20 protein-coding genes and 1 riboswitch are annotated in these 20383 nt (G+C 46.4%); of the genes, 7 read left to right on the top strand and 13 right to left on the bottom strand.

From position 1 onward, the window contains the following. Positions 1-8: 8 nt before the first annotated feature. From E4665_RS12650 to E4665_RS12625, 6 genes are all read right to left on the bottom strand, one after another. On the bottom strand, positions 9-677 hold the full coding sequence (locus tag E4665_RS12650; protein WP_277752225.1) for a methionine ABC transporter permease: 669 nt from the start codon (positions 675-677) through the stop codon (positions 9-11). Beyond that, positions 671-1693, bottom strand: a complete 1023-nt coding sequence (locus E4665_RS12645) for a methionine ABC transporter ATP-binding protein (RefSeq protein ID WP_135349158.1) — start codon at positions 1691-1693, stop codon at positions 671-673. Before E4665_RS12645 ends, E4665_RS12650 begins: the two co-directional genes overlap by 7 nt. A gap of 199 nt (positions 1694-1892) precedes the next feature. Then, a riboswitch (SAM riboswitch) is annotated at positions 1893-2011 on the bottom strand. A 303-nt stretch (positions 2012-2314) separates the two neighbouring features. Beyond that, a complete protein-coding gene (locus E4665_RS12640) occupies positions 2315-3283 on the bottom strand; it encodes an anti-sigma factor domain-containing protein (protein ID WP_422067261.1) in 969 nt (322 codons plus the stop codon). A gap of 23 nt (positions 3284-3306) precedes the next feature. Continuing rightward, positions 3307-4065 carry an RNA polymerase sigma-I factor gene (gene sigI / locus E4665_RS12635; protein ID WP_135349156.1) on the bottom strand — a complete coding sequence of 253 codons (759 nt, stop codon included), beginning with the start codon at positions 4063-4065 and terminating at the stop codon, positions 3307-3309. 270 nt (positions 4066-4335) lie between these two features. Continuing rightward, positions 4336-4725, bottom strand: coding sequence for a glycine cleavage system protein GcvH (gcvH, locus tag E4665_RS12630; RefSeq protein ID WP_135349155.1), 390 nt, complete (start codon positions 4723-4725; stop codon positions 4336-4338). A 93-nt stretch (positions 4726-4818) separates the two neighbouring features. Next, on the bottom strand, positions 4819-5229 hold the full coding sequence (locus tag E4665_RS12625) for an arsenate reductase family protein (RefSeq protein WP_135349154.1): 411 nt from the start codon (positions 5227-5229) through the stop codon (positions 4819-4821). A gap of 149 nt (positions 5230-5378) precedes the next feature. On the opposite strand from E4665_RS12625, the gene E4665_RS12620 reads away from it, so the two are divergent. From E4665_RS12620 to E4665_RS12605, 4 genes are all read left to right on the top strand, one after another. Further along, a complete protein-coding gene (locus E4665_RS12620) occupies positions 5379-5657 on the top strand; it encodes a hypothetical protein (RefSeq protein ID WP_135349153.1) in 279 nt (92 codons plus the stop codon). After that, on the top strand, positions 5654-5992 hold the full coding sequence (locus E4665_RS12615; RefSeq protein WP_422067260.1) for a spore coat protein: 339 nt from the start codon (positions 5654-5656) through the stop codon (positions 5990-5992). The genes E4665_RS12620 and E4665_RS12615 overlap by 4 nt, the downstream gene beginning before the upstream one ends. Positions 5993-6608: 616 nt before the next feature. Beyond that, entirely contained in the window at positions 6609-7385 is a 777-nt protein-coding gene (locus E4665_RS12610; protein ID WP_241654851.1) for a CAP domain-containing protein, read from the top strand. A 591-nt stretch (positions 7386-7976) separates the two neighbouring features. Further along, entirely contained in the window at positions 7977-8624 is a 648-nt protein-coding gene (locus E4665_RS12605) for a GDSL-type esterase/lipase family protein (RefSeq protein WP_241654849.1), read from the top strand. Between the two features lie 64 nt (positions 8625-8688). On the opposite strand, the gene E4665_RS12600 is transcribed toward E4665_RS12605, so the two are convergent. Beyond that, the gene (locus E4665_RS12600; RefSeq protein WP_135349150.1) at positions 8689-9339 is read right to left on the bottom strand and encodes a YpjP family protein; all 651 of its coding nucleotides are present in this window, start codon (positions 9337-9339) and stop codon (positions 8689-8691) included. A gap of 237 nt (positions 9340-9576) precedes the next feature. On the opposite strand from E4665_RS12600, the gene E4665_RS12595 reads away from it, so the two are divergent. The 3 genes from E4665_RS12595 (at position 9577) to E4665_RS12585 (ending at position 10504) form a co-directional block, all read left to right on the top strand. Then, positions 9577-9900, top strand: coding sequence for an ArsR/SmtB family transcription factor (locus E4665_RS12595; protein ID WP_135349149.1), 324 nt, complete (start codon positions 9577-9579; stop codon positions 9898-9900). A 49-nt stretch (positions 9901-9949) separates the two neighbouring features. Beyond that, complete coding sequence (locus E4665_RS12590) at positions 9950-10162, top strand: hypothetical protein (RefSeq protein WP_135349148.1); 213 nt, start codon at positions 9950-9952, stop codon at positions 10160-10162. A 108-nt stretch (positions 10163-10270) separates the two neighbouring features. Next, the gene (locus tag E4665_RS12585) at positions 10271-10504 is read left to right on the top strand and encodes a hypothetical protein (RefSeq protein WP_135349147.1); all 234 of its coding nucleotides are present in this window, start codon (positions 10271-10273) and stop codon (positions 10502-10504) included. Positions 10505-10704: 200 nt separating this feature from the next. Here E4665_RS12585 and nrdF read toward each other — a convergent pair whose 3' ends face one another. The 6 genes from nrdF to E4665_RS12555 form a co-directional block, all read right to left on the bottom strand. Beyond that, a complete protein-coding gene (nrdF, locus tag E4665_RS12580; RefSeq protein WP_135349146.1) occupies positions 10705-11685 on the bottom strand; it encodes a class 1b ribonucleoside-diphosphate reductase subunit beta in 981 nt (326 codons plus the stop codon). Between the two features lie 59 nt (positions 11686-11744). Next, positions 11745-13856 carry a class 1b ribonucleoside-diphosphate reductase subunit alpha gene (nrdE, locus tag E4665_RS12575; protein ID WP_135349145.1) on the bottom strand — a complete coding sequence of 704 codons (2112 nt, stop codon included), beginning with the start codon at positions 13854-13856 and terminating at the stop codon, positions 11745-11747. After that, positions 13813-14196 (bottom strand): class Ib ribonucleoside-diphosphate reductase assembly flavoprotein NrdI, encoded by a 384-nt coding sequence (gene nrdI, locus E4665_RS12570; protein WP_135349144.1) that lies wholly within the window; start codon positions 14194-14196, stop codon positions 13813-13815. The genes nrdE and nrdI overlap by 44 nt, the downstream gene beginning before the upstream one ends. A gap of 500 nt (positions 14197-14696) precedes the next feature. After that, positions 14697-16841 (bottom strand): RNA degradosome polyphosphate kinase, encoded by a 2145-nt coding sequence (locus tag E4665_RS12565; RefSeq protein ID WP_135349143.1) that lies wholly within the window; start codon positions 16839-16841, stop codon positions 14697-14699. 12 nt (positions 16842-16853) lie between these two features. After that, the gene (locus E4665_RS12560; RefSeq protein ID WP_241654848.1) at positions 16854-18317 is read right to left on the bottom strand and encodes a Ppx/GppA phosphatase family protein; all 1464 of its coding nucleotides are present in this window, start codon (positions 18315-18317) and stop codon (positions 16854-16856) included. 569 nt (positions 18318-18886) lie between these two features. Beyond that, complete coding sequence (locus E4665_RS12555) at positions 18887-20341, bottom strand: glutamate synthase subunit beta (protein WP_135349142.1); 1455 nt, start codon at positions 20339-20341, stop codon at positions 18887-18889. Between the last annotated feature and the right edge of the window lie 42 nt (positions 20342-20383).

Here is a 20383-nt window from a genome sequence, read left to right as displayed (position 1 = left end):
GACATTTTCTATCTTTTATCCACCAACCGGGTAATCCGGTCGCCGACAAACTGAATAATAAAAACGATCACAAGAATGATAATTGTTGCAACAAACGTAACATCATTGTTATTTGCCTCAAAGCCCTCATTATAAGCAACTGAGCCGAGGCCTCCCGCGCCTATGACGCCCGCCATGGCAGTATTTCCGATCAACGCGATTAAGGTGACCGTCATACCCGAGATCATTGATGGCCAGGATTCCGGCAGCAGGACTTTATAAATAATCTGCCACCTGCTGGCACCCATCGCCTCGGATGCTTCGATTACGCCCTTGTCCACTTCCCGCAGGCCGATCTCCACCAGACGTCCATAAAACGGAGCAGCCCCAATAATAATGGATGGAAGAGCAGCCGAAGCGCCGATCATTGTCCTCATAATTAAGAGTGTCAGAGGAATCAATAAAACAATCAAGATAATGAAAGGTATCGAGCGAAATACATTGACGAATGATGACGTCAGCCTGTAAACCCATTTTTTTTCATAAAGCCCGCCTTCCGCTGTAAGAAAAAGCAGCAACCCAAGGACAAGCCCTAAAATAAAGGTGAAAATACCGGAAATCAGCGTCATATACAGTGTCTGCCCGGTTGCAAGAAGCATGTCGGACCAATCGACATTTGGAAAAATACCGGTCACGATGGCAGCACCTCCGCCTTTACTTTTTTCGTTTCAAGGCTCTGAAGCGCTGCATGAATATCATCCTCTGACCCGTCGATAAGTAAAATCAAGGTTCCCTTGCTACCTATTTCAGTCGGTGAAAATTCACTTTCAATGATACTGGCGTGGATCGCCTGATCGTGGAATAGAGTATCAAGTGCAGATTCCTGGCTGGTTGAACCATCGAAACGGATCCGGACAATTTTCCCGTCCGGGAAAGCTTTACGAAAACGTTGTACACGCTCGGAATCTTTTGCTGAAGCAACCGTCCGTCCAACAAATTCACGAGTGATCGGCTGTTGCGGATTCGCAAACACATCTTCTGAACGGCCCTCTTCAACAATTGTGCCATGATCCAGGACAGCCACCCTGCTGCATATTTTCCGAATCACATGCATTTCGTGTGTAATTAGCACAATCGTAATCCCCAGAGATTGATTGATTTCCTTCAATAACTGAAGGATTGAATCAGTTGTTTTCGGATCAAGCGCAGAAGTGGCTTCGTCACAAAGCAGCACTTTGGGATTGGTAGCCAAAGCGCGTGCAATTCCGACACGCTGTTTCTGACCCCCACTGAGCTGCGCCGGATAAGAAGACGCCCGTCCTTCCAACCCGACCATTCGAATCAATTCATCCACACGCTGTCTCTTTTTCTCCCGCGACAATCCTGACAACTCGAGAGGAAAAGCAATATTCTCGGCCACAGTCCGTGACCAGAGCAGATTAAAATGCTGAAAAATCATCCCAATCTGCTTGCGCGCGCCGCGTAATTCTTTTTCAGACAGGTCGGACAAGACACGTCCATCCACTTCAATGTTCCCGGATGTCGGTTTTTCCAGTAAATTAATCAGCCGGATCAAGGTGCTTTTTCCCGCCCCGCTATAACCGATCACTCCGAAAATTTCTCCCCGCTCGACCTTCAGACTGACATCGCTTAACGCTTCAACAGGTCCGGTACTTGTTTGATAAATTTTTCTCGCATGCGTTAACTGAATCAAAACCTCATGCCTCACTTTCAAAAAAACCTGACCGGCTAAAAATATGTATTCCTCTGTTTTTAGTGGGTCATTGAAACGTTTATTTCCGGATTTTGAACTGATCTGCCCAAATTGCGCAGATCCCTCGTTTTCCGCCCCCTTCCCGCATTTCTTGGAACAGCAAAAAACCCCTTTGAATGAGAAAGGGGCGGACTCACCTCTCTCATCTGTCGGGCGCCAAAGCGTCCGCAGGAATTAGCACCTTCCCGTGTTTTCATAAAGAAAACCGGGGGTTGCCGGGCATCATCGGGCCAGTCCCTCCGCCTCTCTGGATAAGAGTCATTCACTATTCAATTCGCGTACACTTAATCTATCATTGTGTATTAGGCTTGTCAATCCATTTTTCGGAAGCAGGAAACAGACAAAATAAAGGTAAAATTCCGATTTAACGGACACACCGGGCGACGAAATCATCCCAAGCACGAGAATCAATAATGGCGTACGGGCACTCTCTCAGGACAGACATTCTCCTATCAATGCAACGTCAAACCTTCCATTCTCTCTAAAAGATCGGCCGACTCATTGCAAAAGCGACCTGAACAATAAACTTCGCTCAGGCCGCTTTTATTCACCTATGCCGAGTCAGGCTTCACGCCGCTCAGCAGCTGTCATTTGAAACGAAGCTCCCTTTGGAAAAAGATAACTGCTCCGATTATCCGAACGGCTTTGTTTCAAATTTTGAAACGGATCCTGAAATAGAGGAGAGCTGTTCCGAATGTTAAAGGAAGCTCCTTCAATTAACGATTGATGATTCCGATTTGGAGAAATCTCATTCATAATCGTACGCCATGGCACGGTTAAAGCCGGGGTCGCCTCTTCAATTGCGGAAACCGAAAGTTTTTTCACCTTGCTGAGTGTCAGCCCGCTGCCCCGAGCATTCGCCTGCAGATAAAGGAAGTATTTACCCGTGGAAATACCTTTCTTTTGGGCCATGGCACGATCATACATCGTTGAGCGGATCCACTGAGACGCAATGCCGCCTTCATTGAGCAGTCTTGATGAACTGCTCGTGAATGCGTGAAACAGAGCGTCACTAAAAGATAACCTTTGGTACCCGGGTACCAGGTTTGTGAATGCTGTGGATATCAGGAAATGAGAGCCGCGGCTAAGCTTCCCGCACTGATTCATCCGGTGAATCAGTGCGCTGCTGAATTCCTTGAATGTCATACCATTGAAAGAGGATGGATCAGGGACGATCTCGCTTGCCTCTTTGCCCATGGGGCGAACAGAAATAATGCGGAAATCTTTCCCCACGCCCGCTTCAATGCTCGGTCCAAGATCAAAATTAACATACGCCGCAACAGATCTTCCGGGCGCAATCGCACTCTGTGACAGAGGCGCAAGGCAGAGAGCAGATAATCCGATTGCCATAACCGGCGCAAGTAAAAATCTCCTGACAGTCCGAAACTGGGAAAGGTGCTCTGAGTGAACGGTTTGCCCGATCGACAGTTTTGCCGAACGTCTGAGTCTGACCGATTGAAAGTCACCTTCATTGGTCAGGATGATCGCACGGCGTCCATGCCTGGACACTAGAACTCCCCGATTGTTCAGTTTTCTTCCCCACCTTCCCTGCGTCAGTGAACCAGCTCGGTCTCTGGTTCAATATACGACTTCAGTGCACTGAATCCACCGATATAAATCAATGCCAGCGCTATTATATACTTTCGATTCCTTTCAATGGTTTTGCGGCTGCATGAGACAAATTGAAGCAAATCTTTTATCGGCAACTGTCTTTTTTTCTTAAGAAATGAGACAAGTTCTTTATGCTCCACTAATTTTTTCGCAGAAATTTTCGCATTCTCACGAGCATCGGCGTGTTTCGGGCAATGTTTGCTCAATACGTCAAAAGTAATCCCGTATTCAAGCAGCAGACTCCTGTAGCCGTCGATCTGTTCCTTCCGTTCATCGATTCGGCACTTTTCCTCATAGTAATCAATTGCCGCCTGCTGCTCCACGTAACTCTCTTCCATTCCGTTTTCATCATCCGGTTTGACCTGATTCAAATAGATATTGCGCACCTGTCTGGATTCCTTACGGATGAAATCAATGATTCTGCGGCGAATCACCATATCCGCGAAGGTCAGGAATTTACTGCCCTGTCCCTTCTGGTACTGGTTGATTGCTTCATTGAAAGCCACCAGACCGACACTGAACTCGTCCATCGTCTGGTCAATAAATCGATTGCATACTTTAGAAACAACCTTCTTGATAAAAGGTTGGTAGGATTCGATGATTCTGTTCCTCAGGGATTCATCGCCCTGCTGAACTTTAAAAATGTTGGTTTCCAGCGGCATACTGTATGTACCGCTCAATGCAAGCTGGCTGGCGCTCATCACGGTTCCACCTCTCGCTTTAGTCTGGTAAATTTAGCATGTCATTACCATAACATGTCCAATCGGGCTACATAAATATTGTCAAAAATTTTATTAAAGTCGGTACATCTTTTTTTGTCGAATAAAAACGAATGCCCTTGTATCCTTTATACCACGCTTCCCCTCCCGAAAGGAAGAAACATTATGGTAACAAAAAGATGACAAGGGCTGTTAATTTACATGATTAATTTACCATTGACAAATTTGCAGAGGTTTAAGCCGCGAGTTCGTTCAGGCATCCGCGCCAATCAGTTTTTCATAGGCATCCGCATCGAGCAAAGATTCCAAGCCATTGCTGTCGACATTTTCCAGTTCAATCATCCAGGCCTTTTCATAAGGGGATTCGTTGACAAATTCCGGGGAATCTTCAAGGGCGTCATTGATTTCGGCGACTGTGCCGGAAACCGGTGCGTAAAGTTCGGAAACCGTTTTGACAGATTCCACGCTGCCGAATGAATCCCCAACATTAATTTCACTGCCTGTTTCCGGAAGTTCAACAAAAACGATATCTCCCAATTCTTTCTGGGCAAATTCCGTAATGCCTACTTTGATCTTTCCGTCAGCTTCCTTCTTGACCCATTCATGATCTTTCGAATACAGCAAATCTTTCGGTACGCTCATTGTTTGTTTGGCCTCCGTTTCAACTGTGCGGTACTTCCACCGCTTCTGTCACCATGCTCTTTTCATTATATCGTAAATAGACTGGAATAAAGATTATTTTTTCGTTCCGGCGGAAATTCCCCAAATTTCTTCAAATGTGTCTTCTTTGAATCCTACTGTCACTTTCTCCTGATCGGTAATAATCGGACGTTTAAGCAACATACCGTCATTCGAAAGCCAGTCCAACCATTTTTCTTCAGGCTCATCTTTCATTTTAGATTTAATATTCTGATCACGATAATGGCTGCCACTTGTATTGAAAAATTTCTTTAGCGGAAGTCCGCTTTTCTGCTGGAAATTTTTGATCTCTTCTTTTGACGGCGGATTATCGGCAATTTGGATTTCCTGATATGGAATTTTCCTGTCATTCAGCCATTTTTTCGCTTTTCTACACGTACCGCAAGTCGGATAACAATACACCGTCAGCAATAGCACCCCCACCTTATTTTTTAGATCTTCCTTCATCATTATACTCAATGTTTCATTACGACAAAAACATATGCATTTTTTATGAAACATTGTTCAATTTCCCTCCTTATCAAATGATTTTCCTGGACACGGACATAATACAAAGGAGCACCGTCACCACAAAAATACAGGAGTGTGAATCACACATGAATATGCAACAGCAGGGCGGGCAGTCTCCGATGAATTTTGCTCAGCCGCCGGAAATTCTATCTACAAAAGATTTTCTCTACATTGAAGACATGCTGTCATGGAATCTGGAAGTCATCAAAAAAGCACATGCTTACGCATCGCTGTGTCAGGATCAGGATGTCATTCAGGCGATGAACCGGACGTGTCAGATCCACATCCGTAACTATCAGAGTATCCTCAATCATCTCGGAAAGCATGTTCAGACGACAGCAACGGCAGGAGGGATGGCGCAATGATGACAAAGCAGCCTGCTCAGGCAACGACGATCCAGAACACAGAAACACAGGTTCCGAAAACACCTCAGATGAACGACCGTGACTATCTGAACGACCTTCTTCTGACAGAAAAGTATCTGGGCATATCCTATGTTCATGCCCTTCAAGAAGCAAGTCACCATACCCTGTATCAGGACATTAAAACCGTTTTTGATGCATCCTGTGATCATCAGCGCGATTTATTCAACCTGATGTTCAACAAGGGATGGTACAAACTGGAATCCCAGGACCCTCAAAAAATCCAGCAGACACACCAGCAGTTCAGCCAGTATGCACAACAGCAATTTCCTCAGTAAACGCCTCAAAAAAGAAAACTTGTCGAATGGCAGTCCTTCAAATACAGCCAGAAGCATAATTGCGATGGCCAGGATGGATAATTACTGACATTCCACAGGACGGGCTCCCACAGAGTGCTATGACCTCGACGTTGTGCACAGGATCCTTTTTATCGAAGATTCACTATCTGTTCAGTCAATTCTTTATCGTAACAACATCAAAAAGGTATCGTTCCTGAAATCAGGGCGGTGCTTTTTTTAAATTTAAAGATCAGGAAGTATAAATCTGGCCAATAAAACAGGGCCCTGGATGAAATTCAAAGCGGAGGTGCGAGACGCCTGCGGGACAGCGAGCGAGGAGGCTCACGGATCACTCGCGGCAAGCGAAGAGCCAAAGCGTTGATCATCACCTTAATAATACAGGGTCAATGACTAGAGACCGGACTTGCCTGGTTTTTCTTAGAATTTCATCATCTCTGGCCGGTAAAAACAACGATTACCCGGGAAATAAAGACAACATCCAACACTCGCAGGTTAACCTTTCCAGAAATCTGGTAACATCATGCAATTCCATTTGAACCCCTCCGAAAGTCTCATAATCTCGAAACCTATGACCAAGGAGGGAGTTACACATATGATTAAAAAAATTCTTGCTTTAACACTTGCCGGAGCGCTTGCGCTCCCACTCATCTCCGGAGGGCATGCTGACGCAGCTGCCAAACCGGAGGCCAAACCTGTCACTGTCGCTTTCAACGGTTTACTTGATCCTTGGAAATTGAAAGATAGTCAGAGCCCAGATGTAAAGGCTGCCCTTGACCGTCTTGGTGTCAAGTTGGATCTTTCTCAGCTTCCAAACTCTATTACTCAGTCCGTTCCCGGACAGTCCAATGGTAAGCAGGTGTCTGCTCAGCCGTCGCCGTGCAAACCAGGTCAGTCTCAGAAACCTGCGCAGCAGGCGCAACCTAAAAAGCCTGCTGCAAACAATAACTCAGGTTCGTCTGCGAAACCATCTTCAAGCAGCCAGATGAGTGCTTTTGAGAAGAAAGTTGTCGATCTCACCAATCAGGAGCGCACAAAAGCGGGTCTTAAGCCGCTGAAATCAGATAATGCGACACTATCAAAAATGGCGCGCGACAAATCGGCGGATATGCGTGATAAAAATTACTTTGATCACCAGTCACCGACATATGGTTCTCCGTTCGACATGATGAAGAAGTATGGTATCAGCTTCAGATCAGCCGGCGAGAATATCGCCGCTGGCCAGAAAACACCTGAAGAAGTCGTTCAGGGATGGATGAACAGCCCGGGACACCGCGCCAACATTCTGAACGCCAGCTTCACAACAATCGGTGTCGGTTACGTTTCCGGTGGCTCTTATGGAAGCTACTGGACTCAGGAATTCATCGGCAATTAAAAATTACGTGAACGATTCATTTAGTCTATATAAAAACAGCGCCCTTAGGATACTTAATTCCTGAGGGCGCGTTTTTTGCGCATGGACATAGGGTCAAAACCTGTGGAACAATGCGTTCTGATTCAGATGGGAAAGAGCGAGCTTTCTGGCATCGCAGTGAGGGAAACGAACGAAGAGGCTTACGGATCCCTCCGCCTCCCTTGGGACAAATCTCTTAGTCTCAGTTTACCTTGCCAACTGATTTCGTGTACAAAGGAATAAGGGGGCCTAAAAGGAATCCTGTACTTTACCTGCCGTAATGCAAATTTACCAGCCGGATTCGGTACTTTACCAGCCGCAACCGTGAATTTACCAGCCGAATTTGAGACTTTACCAGCCAAAGCTAAAAAGCTGTATCTTTTCGCTACATCACCATTTCGAAATCCATGTTTCTTTGCCTGAGTCACAGCTAAGTTTAGGATTTACTCTAATGAACAAGGGACCAGGCTTGCCTAGTTTTTTATCCGCCTAAATAAGGAAATATATGGGGACACGTCAGCCGGTCTTTGAATAAACTGTTATGAGACATCTCAGAGTCTGGAGATGATTCATTTGAATGGAAATCCTCTTTATGTAGCAATCGGTGACTCACTGACTGTCGGGATCGGATCAACTTTTTTCCAGCCTAATTTTGTCAAATATTATCATAACATTCTTGAGTACCATTTTAAACGGCCGATCAGTAAGCTTGTTTTTGCCAAAAACGGGGCAACGACGGATGCCATTCTGGAGAGCCTCCGGCACCCAGATGTAGCACAAGCCGTCCACGACGCAAGTTTTATCACACTGACCGGCGGAGGGAATGACCTGCTTCATGCGGGCAAAAGCTGGCTGAGAACCGGAAACAGCGAAATGGTTACTGGAGCAATCCAGATGTGCCTCCAAAACATGGAACGGATTATTGAGACGATGGTCGGCCTGCACAAAGATGTCCAAGAACCCATGCTGATCCGTGTCCTCAATTTGTATAATCCCATGTTTGAGATACCTGAGTCCGTTAAGTGGCTCGAATATTATAATCAATCCCTTATCAGCCTGGAGCGTTTTCCGTCTGTTCGGGTTGCGGATGTTTATCACGCTTTTAAGGGACATGAACCTTTTTTACTAAGTCTGGATCACACCCATCCCAATCCGATCGGCTACCGTGTGATCGCTCAGACTGTAGCCGGACTTGGATTTGATCCGGTTGATCCAACCTGAAGTAACCCAGTGGGACCGGATGTAAAAAAAAGCGGAGATGATTCCCCGCTTTTTTTTCTTTAATTTATGCCTGCCATTTGGGCGGCATATTTTTGCCCCAGTATATTTTTTTCAATTCATGATGTTTCTGAAATCCGTCCAGCGCGGTGTGGTAGTGGAAGTCAAACCAATACCCGTCCTTAGGCGGATGATCCCGACGGACATGCAATTTGAGGACTTCTTTTCCCGTATCCGTCAGATAGACGTGCATAATCCGCTCACCAAATCCGGATGAAGGCGAGTGTGTCACCGCCAGATTGCGAATCCAGTTCTCGTCACGGCCATTACTGACTTTTTCAATGGCCAAAGCAAATGAGGGGGCAATTTCATGGGCGTACTGATCACCGATTTTCTTTGAGACACGAGATCCGAATTTATAAAATCCTTGCTGCTCCGCTTCAAGCAGCGCATAGGATGAAAAAGCATCGATTAGTTTCGCTTTCGGGGCATCCGCATCGATCTGTTTTCCCCAGAGGACCGCTGTATCCGATCGATCCTCAACCGCTGTAAGGCCTCCATAAGGACCCAGGGCCGCTTCATGGCTCTTTTCCTTCTGGATGCTCTCCTTATCGCTTTGTTTATCGACATAGTGAGCCGGAAAAACCGGAATCACTGTGCCGAAGGTCAGTATGGCGACAAGAGCAACCAGACCCTTTTTTATGAAATTGGGAACCACGGCAGAACCCCCTTTCTCATCGAATACACAATCATGTAGCCGTATAAGTCATTTATACCAATAAATGATTCGAACCGCAACTCATTTTCAGTCAGTTTGAAAGATACACATAGAAAGAATATTTCCGAATCAGTAAAAAACAAGGCTTATTGCACCATGTCCGTCTACTCCGCATCATCAATACAGAACGGGTATGTCTATTGTTATTTTATTTCATGTGTAATATAATTATTACATATGAAAGAGACAATTACTAGTGACGAACTGTTAACGGTCCTGGAGGCGTTATCAAATCCGTATCGGCTTAAAATCATCGCCATCCTTTACGGAAAAAAGCAATACGTGAGTGAGCTTGCCAGAGAGCTTGGCATCAGCCGGCCGCTGCTTTACATGCATTTACGCAAGCTGGAGGGTGCGGGACTCGTTCAGGGTCATCTGGAACTTTCAGAAAGCGGCAAAGCGATGAAATACTACGAACTTAATTCTTTCAGCATTCCACTGAATGATCAATTCATCGCTCAAACGGCAATCAATCTGATGATTAAGCGAAGAAAGGAGTAACGATCGATTCATTGTAATGTATTAAAAAAGGAAGAAAGGTGCTGTCAGTATGATGTTTCTATCATTATTTCTCCCTCTTGTCCCGGTGTTGATTTTTATTCTCTTGATTCTCTTTGTCGTACGTACCGTTCATCGAATGGAACGTCGTGCGGAAGAACGCCTGAAACTGGATAAAGAGAACGCGGCTCTGCAGCAAAAACAAATACAGGATGTAAACGACCGATTAACGCGTATTGAAACCATACTTAAAGAAGTGGATTAATCGTTTCGGATACGTTTATTGAGAAATAGAGAGTCCTCGAAAGGAATCCAGCAGTTCGCTAACGTCCCGGTCCTTGATCCCGAATTCTGTAGGAATGGGGGAATAAAAATGATCGCTCAAGTCGTGCCAATCATCACACTTATCCTTGCGTCCGTTGTCCTGCTGCTTGTCGCTCGGCGCGCAAAAATATCGCATTTTGAGTGCCCGGTCTGTGGATGTGCGTTTAAAGTATCTGTTTCGACGTTTATGGGTTCCTTTCATATGCAGGGTAAGCGTGAAGTGACATGCCCCAACTGCGGATTCAGAAGCCTTTTGCCGCCGATAAGTGATAACGAATCATAATCGATCCGTTGATCCTGGCCTGTTTCCCGCCCTCATTATTCACTATGCACGCAAAAACACCGTTGATGGATCACGTTCAACGGTGTTTTAAAATAATCAGATCAGTTTTGTCATGATTTCATATTCGAATGTGAATGTACTTGTTTGAATCTTTAGCGGATCTCGTTCATCAGACTGACCCGCTCTTTCAGCACAGCCAATCAGACATTATCAAACTTAAAGTCTTCATCAGTCAGCGGCTCAATATTCAGTGGAACAACATAGTCGCCCTTAGTTGAAAAGAAATCGTGATTAATGGTTCCCGTATCAATACCGTTCAGCACGACCTGGCTGACGGGATCATGCTCATACTTGTCTTCGCGCCCGAGATTCTGAAGCGCCCTGTTGGCATTGTAAAGCACATAATCATTAACCTCTTTGACAAGGCCGATCTTGGTATAGATTTTGGAAGTATATCGTTTCTCAACTTCCAGCAGGCGATCAAGCAGCGCGTAGAGTTCCTGATCGGCCGTCTTTCTCTCCTGCTCCGTAAGGTCTTCACGGTATAGTCTCTGTGCGACCATACCCGTGAAACTGCCGTGAATCGATTCGTCCTGAATGATCTTGCGGATAATTTCGCCGCTGGCAATCATATGACCCTGTCCTGAAAGAAAAACCGGATAGAAAAAGCCGCTGTAGAATGAAAAACTTTCGAGAAATACCGATGCCGTCATAGCCATATATCGCTTGAACGGCGTGACATTTTCCCGTTTGTCGTACAGCTGATTGTACCAGTTGGAAATCAACCGGTATTTTTCCTGCAGTTCCGGCTGATCATCGACCCATTCCCCAAGATAATAGTTCGTCTTTGATGATGGAATCAGCGTTGAAAAAATATGGGAATAGGATTTTGCGTGGACATGTTCCATCATGCCCATCCAGGCGAAAACAGCCTGTTCATGCATGTTGTCGTGATGAATTGAAATCAGCGGCATCCCATTGTCGCCCTGCTCACGGTCAAGCCCCGTCAGTCCGGACAGGACCTCGACATAAGTCGTCTGCTCGTCATCCGTCATCGCCCCCCAGTCGGAGAGGTCGCGTGACACCTTAAATGCCTCTTCTGTCCAGAACTGATTGATATTCTGTTTCCAATATATTTTAGCGATCTGATTGTCGCTGTTATTCCAGTTAATAGCTTTCATTTTACAACCGTCCTTCAACTAGCTGATGATTTGCACCGGACCTATCTTTTTATTTCGGTTCAGACTGCGCAGGCTGTGCATTCTTCTGGGGAAAGCAGCTGAGTTCTTGTGTAGTACAGCGATTTTAATCCCATTTTGTGGGCGTAGACATAGAGCCTCGCCAGCTGGCGTGTGCTTGTCATGCTGTCGACGTAAAGAATCGTTGAAATACCCTGATCCACATGTTGCTGGATTTCCGAGATCATATCGATCACACGGAACTGGTTTGTCTGATAAGCAGATTTATAATACCACATCGACTGAGGCGACAGGAAAGGCATCGGATAAATCGTTTCGCTGTTTCCATATTTGCGGCGCTCAATCACATTAACTACCGGCATCACCGAGCTGGTCGCGTTCTGAACATAGCTAATTGACTGTGTCGGCGCAACGGCCAGCCGATAAGCATTGAACAGGCCGTATTTCTGAACTTTCTCTTTCAGCTCCGTCCAGTCCTGAATCGTTGGAATATAGATACCTTCAAACAGTTCCGTGCCTCGTTCAGTTTTCGGTCCGAAATATTCTTTTTCATACTTCGCAAAATAAGAGCCGTCAGCGTAATCGGTCTGATCAAATCCCTTGAATGTTGTTCCTCTTTCCTTGGCAATCAGCATCGATTTTTCAATCGAATAGAAATTAACCATTGAGAAGAAGGTACGTGCGAAATCTCTTGCTTCCGTAGATTCGTAAGCGATCTGATTTTTCGCAAGGTACCCGTTCAGGTTCATCGCGCCCAGCCCGACAGAATGAAGTTCAGAATTGGCGAGACGAACTCCCGGTGCATTCGCAATATGTGTCATATCACTGACTTCGGTCAGTGCTTCGATGCCATTATGGACGGAATCACGGACTTTGCCGCTTTCCATCACGTTGACAATGTTCAGGGATCCAAGAATACAGGAAACATCACGGCGTATTTCATCCGGCACATCGTAATCGTTGATGGTTGAGGTTTCTTGCATCTGGAAGATTTCCGTGCAGAGATTAGACATCTTAATGTCTCCAAGCTTGTGCAGCGGATGATTTTTGTTCGCATTGTCCTTATAAAAAATGTAAGGATAACCGGACTGCATCTGCATCTGCGCGATCAGATTGAGAAACTCGCGGGCATCCGCACTTTTCTTTTTAACTGCGGGATTGGCAACCAGTTCATCATACATTTTATCCATATCCATATCGTCCAGATGTGTGCCATACGCTTTGTACACCGTATAAGGGGCAAACATGCAGAAAGACTTCCCGGCCTCAGCAAGTTCGAAAAATTTACCTGGAACAATCAGGCCGATCGAAAGTGTCGACAGACGGATATCTTCATCCGCATTTTCCTTCTTCGTGTCCAGAAATTCAGGCGCGTCCCAGTGGAAAATGTTCAGATATGCCGCACCGGCACCTGGGCGCTGGCCGAGCTGATCCGCGTAGGAAAAGCCGAGCTGGAGTTTCCGGGCAACCGGAACCACGCCCTTGGCCACCCCTTCTACTCCCTTGATCGCTTCACCACGCGCGCGGATTTTCGAAAGGTTGAGTGCGACACCGCCGCCGATTTTAGACAGCTGCTGAGACGTGCTTTCGATATAGTTGATTGAATTTAGCGAATCATCCGCTTCGATCAGGAAACAGGAAACCATTTCGCCGCGTCTTGCCTTCCCGGCATTCAGAAATGTCGGAGTTGCCGGCTGATAACGCTGCTCCATCATCGCGCGCATAAACCGGACAGCCCGGTCGAAATCGCCTCTCGCGAGAAACAGAGAGACGATTGAAACACGCTCATCGTAACTCTCCAGATACTGTGATTTGTCGTTGGTCCGCATCGCATAGTCACGATAAAACTTACTTACGGCCATGTAAGACTTGAATTCAAATTGATAATCGGCCGCCGACCGATGCAGGGATTCAACCGCCGCTTCATCATATTCAGCGAATACATCATAGTAAAAATTATTATCTACAAGATAATGGAGCCTGTCCAGTATACTGTCAAAATGGACCGTTTTCTCCCGGACTTCCTCCATATAGGCTTGAATGGCCTCCTGGTCCTTCTCCAGCTGGTAAAACCCGTCCTCTCCACGTGTCAGTACTTCGTTGTTCAGTTCAACGTAGGACTTTGGCTTGATCGCTTCGTTCAGCAAATGCACTCACCCTTTCCCGGAAATTTATTACATCAGAAACTGTTCCCCCAAGTTCGAATTTGTACAAGATTGGAACATGGTATGTTGCAGCAATAACATCGGCCGCATGGGCGAAATTTCTTCCCCAGTTACGATTCCCGCTCGCCGCCACGGCTCTGAGAAAACGTCCGCTTCTGGCTAAAAATTGTTTGACGCTGTCCGGAGCGTCGCCGAAACCGATCGTATTCGTCACTAATATAAAGGGGCGATCCGCCTGATCCAGACTGCTGATCGGCTGATAAGTCAGCCCGGTTTTACTCAAAAAACGTTTGACATTCCCAGTCATGCTTTCATATAAAATCAGCATCGGCGGCCCTCCTGTCCAAGTTTAATTCTATATAAACTGCTGTCCGACGATTCGATGCTCCATCAGATCGTCGGCCTTTTCAACACTATATATAGTTTATGGTTAATAATTTACCACAATATATTGTGAATCACAAGCAGTTTTATTCATACTTTTGGTGTTGACTTTCTCATCATAGGACACATCATCTGCCGCATCAACGCACGGATCGGACAGAAAAAGAGAGGTAATTCAAGCATTGTGAGGTATATCACTCTGTATGGCATACAGTGATATGATGAAATCTTTTTTATGGAAAAAATTTTTTCAAAAAAATCCCCGAATTTTCAGACTCATTCTATCGTTCGATCGCGGTTTACTTTCGTTATTCCCTCCTGAGGTCTCGATCCGGAGCAGATCCGCAAACAGGAAAAAGGCATTCCCCGGTTTCCGCCGCAAAGTTCGGAATGAGAGAAATGCCCTCTTGTCCGTCTGTCCCAGACGACTGGACAAATACTGTGTTACTTTTCAGCGCCTTCCGGCTGATCTTCATGCCCGAGAACAGGAGTAAACGTCCTTTTTTCCTGAATTAATTTTTGCCGGCTGATGGCCCGCTGTTCGGCCAGTCTGGCAAAATACTCCTGCGCATTCACTGGGACTTTTCCCCGGCGGTCACGTTTGAAATAATGCCCATCCGTTCCCATCACCCGAGTTTTCACATTATCATTCATCAGAAGGTTGAAGACGTCCGTTATCGTTGACTGAATCTGCTCATCCTCAACGGGAAACATCAGCTCAACGCGCCTGTTCAGATTCCGTGTCATCATATCCGCACTGGCGAGGAAAATTTTCGTTTCTCCACCATTTCCAAACATATAAATTCTGCTGTGCTCCAGGTAACGTCCCACAATGGAATGTACCTCAATATTGTCGCTGACTCCTGGGATTCCGGTACGCAGGCAGCAAATGCCCCGCACAAGCAGTTTAATACGCACACCCGCTGCGGATGCTTCATACAATGCGCGAATCATTTCCTCATCCGACAGAGCGTTCATTTTCGCATAAATAAATGCCGGACGCCCCGCTTTTGCCTGAGCGATTTCGTCTCGGATCAAGTTGAGCATCGTGCCCCGCAGCCAGAGAGGCGCCATGACTAGCTTATGAAAATAAGGGGGTTCCGAATAGCCGGAGAGCATATTGAAGACGTTGGAAGCGTCAATGCCCATCTGTTCGTTACTTGTCAGAAGTCCCATGTCTGTGTAAAATTTAGCCGTTATATCATTATAATTTCCGGTACCAAAATGCATGTAGCGCTTAATGCCGGTTGATTCCCTCCGGACGACAAGCATCATTTTGCAGTGCGTTTTCAGACCGACTAGACCGAAAATAACGTGGCAGCCTGTTTTTTCCAGCTTTTGGGCCCAGTTGATATTATTCTCTTCGTCGAACCTCGCCTTGAGCTCAACAAGAACAGTGACCTGCTTGCCATTTTCCGCAGCACGTTCCAGGTAGCGTATAATCGGTGAATTTCCTGAAACCCGGTATAGTGTCATCTTGATCGCCAGGACGTTCTTATCGACGGAGGCCTGCCTGACAAGCTCAATAACCGAGTCAAACGAGTCAAAAGGATGGTGGAGAAAAACATCCTTTTCACGAATCGTATCAAAAATCGAATGCTCCATAAGTTCATAATGAACAAAGGGATGATGCGGGGGAAAAAGGAGAGCCTCCGATTCGTCGAGCATTCCGACCAGTTTTGAAAGGAACGTCAGATCAATAGGACCGTTGACGTTATAGACATTATCCGGGCTGACTGCCAGCCTTTTCGTCAGTTTTTCGATCAGCCGCGCACTGATTCCTGCTTCAACATCGAGATGAATGACATTGCCACGCTCGCGCAGCCGGAGCTGTTTCTCAATTTCTTTCAGCAGATCTTCCGTATCCTCTTCATCCACTTCAAGATCCATATCGCGCATGACCCGGTAGCAGGAGGTTTCGTCAATTTTATAGCCGACAAACAGTGTTTTCAGATGCCGACGGATGATATTTTCCAGAAGAACAAAGCCCGTCTGTCCCTCATGTGAAGGAACCTTAACGACACGTGGCAATACATTGGGAACCTGGACAGTCACAAATTCCGGCTGTTTCGGATCACTGCCGTTTTTGTGGATGAGGGCGGCAATATTAATACTTTTATTCAGAATCAGCGGAAAGGGCCTTGAGGAATCCACGGCCATTGGTGTCAGCACCGGATAAACTTCGCGGCTGAAGTAATGGTCGACAAAATCAAGTTGTTTCTGTGTCAGCTCAGTGAGCTCAAAAATGCGGATTTTATGCTCTTTCAGCAGCTTTTTCAAAATACGATTGTATGTGGTATACTGCTGGCTGATCATCTGATGGGCCGCACCGCTGATCTGAGCCAGCTGCTGACTCGGTCTCAGCCCGGCAGGATCAGCCTTTTCGTAGCCGACCTTGACCATATCGCTGAGGGAGGCCACTCGCACCATAAAAAACTCATCCAGATTGCTGGCAGTAATCGACAGAAATTTGACACGCTCAAGAAGCGGATTGTCCTTGTCGCGCGCTTCTTCAAGAACACGCTCATTAAACTTTAGCCAGCTTAATTCACGATTATAGAAGTATTCTTTTTTCCCAAAATCCTCCATAATTGACTCACCTTATCCTCGTAATATCGGCTTTAAACCAAATACCTCTTCAAAATAAGCCGCTTTTTCCTCAAAAGTCAGCCGTTCAAGAGACAGGTCGTCATCCGCCTTAGCGGTGATAACAACCTGATCGTGCCTCAGTGAAACGGTAATTTTTTTTATCTTGTGCTGGCGGCTGTCATCCAGCGCGTCGGCAATCCGAAGAATAGCTGATAATTTTGCAACAATCAGGCGACTGGCCTGAGGCAGTGATTCGAATGCCGCTGAATCGCTCGTCGGTGTCTCCGCACTGTGATAACGAGCAATATTCGCGATAATATCCCGCTCGCTGTCCGAGATGCCCATAATCTCCGATGATTGAATAATGTAGTATGAATGGATATAATGGGCATTCATATCAATATAGCTCCCGGAGTCCTGCAGAATCGCGGCCAGCTGAAGAAGGAGCCGGCTCCGCTTGTCCAGCCCGTGCAGTGGCCGAAGCCTGTCGAAAAGATGAAGCGAATAGTTCTCGACAATGCTGATATGACGCGGGTCACAGTTATAGCGCTCCGCAATATTGCGCGCGGATATGATGATATCTTCAATGAATGAATGATCGATCCTTCTTTTGTGGTGATCGAGCTCGTCATGAATCAGCAACCCGTCAGCAAGGTCTGCCTCTGAAAGTAGAATTCTTTTGGCACCTGTCATTTCGAGCATAATCTTCAGAATCATCGCTGAAGGGAGCAGCTGGCTTGCCGAGTCATAGGGTACGCCGTACTGTCTGGCCAGAACCTGAACCGGGATATCCAAAATATGTCCGTAGAGTTCATCAAAGCGGTCCCGGTTAATGGTATCACTGCTTGATTTCATGAAAGCGTGTTTAAACGCCAGCAAATCGGTTCCGACAAGAACGCAATGTTCGTATCTGATGTTTTTCGGCGCAAACTGATGATAGCCGTCGATTTTACTCATAATATAATCTTCCATAATATCGACGTAATTTCCCTTATGGTTCTCCAGATCACCCAGCATTTCACGGATTCGGAGCGGCCCCAGTTTTATATTTCTTGAAAAAACAAAATGTCCGCCGTCATACACGGTCAGCTGCATACTGCCCGATCCAATATCGATCAGCATCGTACCCTCTTCTATTAATTTGCCAAAACCCTTGGTTTTATAAGATACCGCCTGATTATGAAGATATCGTTCTTCGGCATTGGCGAGCCACTCCAGATTAAGGCCTGTCTTAATGCGGATCTGTTCCTTGACATATTCGGCGTTCATCGCCTCCTGGACAGAACTCGCCGCCACTGCACGATATTCCTTCACTCCATAATCCTTCATTATTTGCACAAATCCCGCCAATGCCTGACATGCCTGATCCACCGTCCGAAAAGCGATCATCCTGTGATTGTAAATATCGGCACCAATCGTCACATCGGCGCTGACATCCTCAACAACAGAAATATTTGTCATATCAGCAATTTTCAATACAATGACCTGCAACCCAATCGTTATGGACGCAAAGAGTCTGTGATTCCCCGTCGTCCTCACCCCATTTTCCGGAACAATAATAGTTTTATCTCTTTTTTTCAGAAAATTACTCAATAGTAATTATTATAATGCATTACTGTCAGTACTTAAAAACCTTTCAGAAATTATTTACAAAAAAATTACATCGTCGAGCGCTATTTTTAATAGGCTTTGTTAAACTTGTCCGCTCCATTTCGCTTCAGGTGCTCGCTTTCCATGGGCTATCTAATCAACAGAAGAGCAAAATCAACATTGAATTTAAACAGTGCCTAATTTTTTAATTTTCCGACCGGGTATAAGAAAAACCGGGCAAAAATCGCCCAGTCCTAAAAACCCGTGATACGCATTGTTTTGCCTTCTTCCGGCGACGCTTTGGCTGCTCGCTTGCCGCGGGCGTCTCGCACCCCCGCGTCTGAGTCCGAATGTATATTCGGCAGATTGAGTCCATCGATCATTTTATACATTTGAAAAAGGAAGCCATAAAGGCTTCCCGTTACCTGCTATTTACAATCAAATCACTTAATTGATCAGTTCTGCAGAAGTGAGAGTTTCCGATCCAGATACAGGTCAACAGCGGCAGCGGCCTTCCGCCCCTCTTCAATGGCCCATACAATGAGTGTCGCTCCGCGGCGCGCATCGCCCGCCGCAAAAACGCCTTCACTGCTTGTCTGATAACTTCGGTCGTCCGCCTGAATCACGCGTCCACTCGGATCCTTTTCGATCCCGAAATCCTCAAACAAGCGGTCCTCCGCGCCCTGGAATCCAATCGCGATCAATACCAAGTCAGCATCCCACTTTTTTTCCTCTTCTGCTTCCGACTTAAATGAACCAGTCAGCAGAGATCTAACATGTCCGGAAGCATCACCTGTAAACTTCTTCGTTTCAACATAATATTCCCGCGGATCTGTACCGAACAGCTCTTCCGCTTCTTCATAGGCATAATCCACTGAAAAAACATGCGGATTTTCCGGCCATGGATTGCTCTCGGAACGATTTTCGGGCAGCCGACCGTGTTTGCCGAACTGAACGACACTTTTGCAGCCCTGACGGATCGCCGTTGCCACACAGTCCTCGCCTGTATCTCCACCGCCGATAACAATCACACGCTTACCCTTGGCATCGAAGTCGGGTTTCAGCGGTTCGCCGTAGAGCAGATGCCGGTTGCTTGCGGTCAGATACTCCATCGCAGGCGATATACCCTCGAGATCGCGTCCCTCAATCGAAACGTCACGGTGCTTGCCAGCGCCTGTGCAGAGAACAACGGCATCGAAATCTTTCCTTATCTCTTCTTCAGTGATGTCTTTTCCGATGTCTACACCAGTTTTGAACACAACACCTTCCGCCTCCAGCAAATGAACACGACGGTCAACCACATCTTTTTCAATTTTCATACTTGGAATGCCATACATCAGCAATCCGCCAGCGCGGTCCGAACGTTCGAATACAGTCACATTGTGGCCGATTTTATTAAGCTGGTCAGCACAGGCCATACCCGCAGGACCGGATCCAATCACGGCAATTTTCTTATCTGTACGCCGGAGCGGCGGTTTAGGAACCACCCATCCCTCCGCAAACGCCCGATCAATAATCGAGCGTTCAATAGACTTGATCGATACCGGATCACTGACAAAGCCGGCCGTACATGACCCTTCGCAAGGAGCGGGGCAGGCTTTAGAAGTGAATTCAGGAAAATTATTGGTTTTTGCGAGACGGTCATATGCCTCTCTCCACAAACCGCGGTATACGAGATCATTCCATTCGGGAATCAGATTGTGAATCGGGCAGCCGCTCGTCCCTTTATTCAGAACCGTTCCGATCTGGCAGTAAGGCGTGCCGCAGTCCATACAGCGCGCCGCCTGTTCCCTGACCTCTTTTTCCGGCATTGCTTCCCGGTATTCATTCCAATCCCCGATCCTCTTCCGGGGATCGCGCTCCTTCTGATTTTTCTTCTCTATATTCAGGAAACCCATTAATTGTCCCATTGTTTCAGCTTCATCCTTTCAAAATTTATCCGGAAGCGCTCA

It is taken from the genome of Sporolactobacillus shoreae (assembly GCF_004684935.1).
Lineage (GTDB): Bacteria > Bacillota > Bacilli > Bacillales > Sporolactobacillaceae > Sporolactobacillus > Sporolactobacillus shoreae.
This window is presented reverse-complemented; position numbering and strand designations above follow the sequence as displayed.